Below are 3,173 nucleotides of genomic sequence, written 5' to 3' on the forward strand. Positions count from 1 at the left end.
GCCACCCCCTTCGCCTTCCTCCGCCCCACCTGCGTCCGTACCGCCCCCATGCTCGCGCCGATCACCAGCGCGATCGCGAGGGACTCCGTCGCGGACAGGGTCTGGTCGAGGATGAGGAAGCCGGCGGCTGCCGCGAGCGCGGGCTCCAGGCTCATCAGGACGGCGAAGGTGGAGGAGGGCAGGCGGCGCAGCGCGAGGAGTTCCAGGGTGTAGGGGAGGACGGAGGACAGGACGGCGACGGCGGCGCCCAGCGCCAGGGTCGTCGGGGCGAGGAGCCGGGCCCCTGACTCCACCACCCCGAGCGGCAGGAACAGCACCGCCGCGACGACCATGGCCAGCGCCAGTCCGTCGGCCTGCGGGAACCGTCGGCCCGTACGGGCGCTGAAGACGATGTACGCCGCCCACATCGCCCCGGCGGACAGCGCGAACGCCACACCGACCGGGTCGAGGTCACCGAAGCCGCCGCCCCCGCCGCCGAGGAGGAAGACGCCGCACAGGGCGAGCCCGGCCCACACGAGGTTCACCGCGCGGCGGGACGCGACGACGGACAGGGTCAGCGGGCCCAGCACCTCCAGGGTGACGGCGGGGCCGAGGGGGATACGGGCGAGGGACTGGTAGAAGAGGCCGTTCATCGCGGCCATGGTGATGCCGAAGGCCACGACGGTGCCCCAGTCGGCGCGCGAGTGCCCGCGCAGCCGGGGCCGGCACACCACGAGCAGCACGAGCGCGGCCACCGCCAGCCGCAGCGTCACCACGCCGAGCGCCCCGGCCCGGGGCATCAGGCTCACCGCCAGCGCCCCACCGAACTGCACCGACACCCCACCGGCCAGCACCAGCCCGACGGGCCCGAGCGCACCGAGACCCCGGGCCCGCGCGAAGCGGGGGGAAGCCGGGGAGGGGGTGGTGGTGAAGGAGGAGGGAGACGAGGTGGTCGACACCGGAGGGGTGGGTGCGGGCCGGTCAGCACTGGGAGGTGTCACGAGGGCCGTCCAGGAGCGGGGGAGGAGAGGGGTGCGTTCAATGTGGATGACTGCACAGTCCAGGCTAGTGGACTGAGACAGGGGTGTAAATCTTTTTGAGGCTTACGCATCCCTCTGGGTACCCCGCCCTCCCTGAACTAAAAATGCAAGCATGCTTGCTTGTTTATGGTCGCCCTGCCATCCTCCCCCCATGGCCGACCCGACGCCCGTCATCGACGACCTCCGTGCCGAGAGCGACGAACTCGACGCCCTCGTCGCCGAGTTGCCCGTGGAACGGTGGGCGCTCGCGACCCCCGCGCCACGCTGGACGATCGCCCACCAGATCGCCCATCTCGCCTGGACCGACCGTGCCGCGCTGCTCGCCGTCACCGATCAGCAGGCCTTCGCCCACGAGGTGGAGAACGCGCTGACGCAGCCCGGCGACTTCGTGGACAACGGCGCCGAGGAGGGCGCGGACAGACCGCCGGACCGGCTCCTCGCGGACTGGCGGGCGGGGCGCACGGCCCTGGAGGACGCGCTGCGGGCCGCCCCCGACGGCGCGCGCTACCCCTGGTTCGGGCCGCCCATGTCGGCCGCGTCGATGGCGAGCGCGCGGCTGATGGAGACCTGGGCCCACGGCCAGGACGTCGCCGACACACTGGGCGTGACCCGTGCCCCCACCGACCGGCTCCGCCATGTCGCCCGCCTCGGCGTCCGCACCCGCGACTTCTCCTTCGGGGCGCACTCCCTGACCCCGCCCTTCGAGGAGTTCCGCGTCGAACTCACCGCCCCCTCCGGAGCGTTGTGGGCGTACGGCCCCGAGGACGCCGCCGAGCGCGTCACCGGCCCCGCGCTCGACTTCTGTCTCCTGGTCACCCAGCGCGCCCACCGCGCCGACCTCGCCCTGCGTGCCGAGGGCGCCGACGCCGACCGCTGGCTGGACATCGCCCAGGCCTTCGCGGGCCCGCCGGGGCCGGGCCGCGAGCCGGGGGAGGCGGCGCGATGACCGTGCTGCGCATCGGCAACGCCTCCGGGTTCTACGGCGACCGCTTCGACGCCCTGCGCGAGATGCTCACCGGCGGCGACCTCGACGTCCTCACCGGCGACTACCTCGCCGAGCTGACCATGCTCATCCTCGGCCGCGACCGCCTGAAAGACCCAACCGCCGGGTACGCGCGCACGTTCCTGCGCCAGCTGGAGGAGTGCCTGGGCCTCGCCCACGAGCGCGGCGTCCGCATCGTCACCAACGCCGGGGGCCTCAACCCCGCCGGACTCGCCGACGCCGTACGGGCGCTCGCCGACCGGCTCGGCCTCCCCGTACGGGTCGCGCACGTCGAGGGTGACGACCTCACCGCCCGGCACCCCGGCAGCCTCGCCGCGCACGCCTACCTCGGCGGCTTCGGCATCGCGGCCTGTCTGCGGGAGGGCGCCGACGTCGTCGTCACCGGCCGCGTCACGGACGCCGCGCTCGTCACCGGGCCGGCCGCCGCCCACTTCGGCTGGGGACCCGGGGACTACGACCGTCTCGCGGGCGCCGTCGTCGCCGGGCACGTGCTGGAGTGCGGGACCCAGGCCACCGGCGGCAACTACGCCTTCTTCGCCGACGGCGACATCCGCCGCCCCGGCTTCCCGCTCGCCGAACTCCACGAGGACGGCAGCAGCGTCATCACCAAGCACCCCGGCACCGGCGGTTTCGTCGACACCGGCACCGTCACCGCCCAGCTGCTGTACGAGACGGCCGGCGCCCGCTACGCCGGACCCGACGTCACCGCCCGCCTCGACACCGTACGGCTCGCCCAGGACGGCCCTGACCGGGTCCGCGTCCAGGGCGTACGCGGCGAGGCGCCGCCGCCCACCCTCAAGGTCGGGCTCAACCGGCTCGGCGGCTTCCGCAACGAGGTCGTCTTCGTCCTGACCGGCCTCGACATCGAGGCGAAGGCCGCCGTCGTGAAGGCTCAGATGACGGACGCCCTCGCCAAGTCGCCGCTGAAGGAGGTGCGTTGGGAGCTGGCGCGGACCGATCACCCCGACGCCCCCACCGAGGAGACCGCCAGCGCGCTGCTCCGCCTCGTCGTACGGGACCCGGACCCGGAGGCCGTCGGCCGTGCCTTCAGCGGAGCCGCCATCGAACTGGCCCTCGCCAGCTACCCCGGCTTCCACGTCCCGCAACCGCCGGGGAAGGGCGCCCCCTACGGGGTCTTCGACGCCGAGTAC

Annotated in this window: 3 protein-coding genes; 2 read left to right on the forward strand and 1 reads right to left on the reverse strand. The window is 74.0% G+C overall.

Features of this window, described 5'->3' with window-relative positions; translation table 11 throughout:
* A partial coding sequence (locus AOK23_RS41910) for an EamA family transporter (RefSeq protein WP_420823802.1) occupies positions 1–938 on the reverse strand: 938 nt, incomplete at its 3' end.
* 232 nt (positions 939–1,170) lie between these two features.
* Here AOK23_RS41910 and AOK23_RS41915 point away from each other — a divergent pair.
* Together AOK23_RS41915 and AOK23_RS41920 are read left to right on the forward strand one after the other, a co-directional pair.
* Complete coding sequence (locus tag AOK23_RS41915; protein WP_055717636.1) at positions 1,171–1,965, forward strand: TIGR03084 family metal-binding protein; 795 nt, start codon at positions 1,171–1,173, stop codon at positions 1,963–1,965.
* Positions 1,962–3,173, forward strand: a 1,212-nt coding sequence (locus AOK23_RS41920; RefSeq protein ID WP_055717637.1) for an acyclic terpene utilization AtuA family protein, incomplete at its 3' end; no start/stop codon positions are given. The genes AOK23_RS41915 and AOK23_RS41920, both read left to right, overlap by 4 nt.

Source organism: Streptomyces torulosus, assembly GCF_001419765.1.
GTDB classification, from domain to species: Bacteria; Actinomycetota; Actinomycetes; order Streptomycetales; family Streptomycetaceae; genus Streptomyces; species Streptomyces torulosus.